This is a genomic window from Bacillus sp. I-2 (assembly GCF_001974945.1).
GTDB classification, from domain to species: Bacteria; Bacillota; Bacilli; order Bacillales; family Bacillaceae; genus Bacillus; species Bacillus safensis.
In genome coordinates, this window is the sequence record NZ_LZRW01000015.1 from 1 (window position 1) to 1,285 (window position 1,285).

Annotated in this window: 1 protein-coding gene; it reads right to left on the reverse strand. The window is 37.7% G+C overall.

What is annotated here, in order from left to right; translation table 11 throughout:
- Window positions 1-40 precede the first annotated feature (40 nt).
- A protein-coding gene (locus tag BAE31_RS06220; RefSeq protein WP_139336372.1) for an IS3 family transposase occupies window positions 41-1,191 on the reverse strand; the annotation gives its coding sequence in 2 pieces (ribosomal slippage) (window positions 41-921 and window positions 921-1,191; 1,152 coding nt in all).
- Window positions 1,192-1,285: the final 94 nt, after the last annotated feature.

A 1,285-nucleotide genomic window follows, 5' to 3' on the forward strand; every position in this document is an offset into this window, starting at 1 on the left:
GGGACTGACCCCCGTTTTTGAGACAGGGATCAAAACACCTTTATAAAACAGCCAGTTGCCGAAACTCTTTTGGTGACTGGCTGTTTAATTTCAATTGAATTCGGATATTGTTATAATAATCAATATACTCCCTGACCGTTTTTTCTACAATGGCTGTTGTAGTGTTTGTCAGGTGGTGGAGATAGAATCCTTCTGTTTTTAAACTGGAGTGGAAGGATTCTATGGGGGCATTATCAGCGGGCATTCCCTTCCGGGACATGCTCATGGTAATGCTTTTTTCCTTTATCTCCTTTTGATAAGCATAAGAAGTGTAGACCGAACCTTGATCACTATGAAGTACGCAGCCTTTAGGTAATGTCTGTAACTGCTTCAATGTATCTAAAACAAGAGAAACATCCTGTTTATCACCAATCGTATAAGCCACAATCTCACTAGTATACAAATCTTTTATGCTGGATAGATAAAGTGGTTTTTGACCAAATGGCAAATACGTTATATCTGTCACCAGTTTTTCAAGTGGCTTTGTCGCAGTAAAATCCTGTTTTAAGTGATTTTCTGCAATATAGTAAGGTTGACCAGTCTGTTTACGCTTTTTTATTTTCACACGACACTGTAAACCGTAGGTTTGCATAATGCGTTGTACTGTCTTATGATTTATTCTCCTTTCTTTTCGCAGTAGGGCCGTTATTTTACGATAACCGTACGTATATTGGTGTGACTCACAAAGCGACGATATGAGGTCAATTAACACTTGCTGTTTTGGCAGGAGATCTTGTTTTTTCCAACGATAAAATGTTGATCTTGCGAGCTCAAACATCTGACAGAATGCACTTACACTTACTGTGTCTTTTACCGCATCATAAATCGACACGAATGCTTCTCTTTTCACTTCCTTTCCCATTCTATATACTTTTTTAATAGGTCAATTTGTTGCTTTAAATAAAGATTTTCTGTTTTCAACTTCTCGTTCTCATTTTGATATTCTGGTCCTTTCCCGTAGGTATACTGCTTTCCAACTGGTTGATGAAATCGATGGATTTCACCCTCGCGATACCATTTCATCCACGTTTTCACTTGTGTTCTATTCTTAATTCCTAACTTGTCCATGATTTCTTTTGTCGGGATTCCAGCTAACCTCATTTGAACGGCCTCTTCTTTTACACTAATCGGATAACTAACTCTTTTTCCCATACAAAAAACACCTCCAAATTGTTTTCAGATATGCTATACCCGATTTTTCAATTTAAAGGTGTTTTTATTTGTCTCACTTTATGGGGTCAGTCCC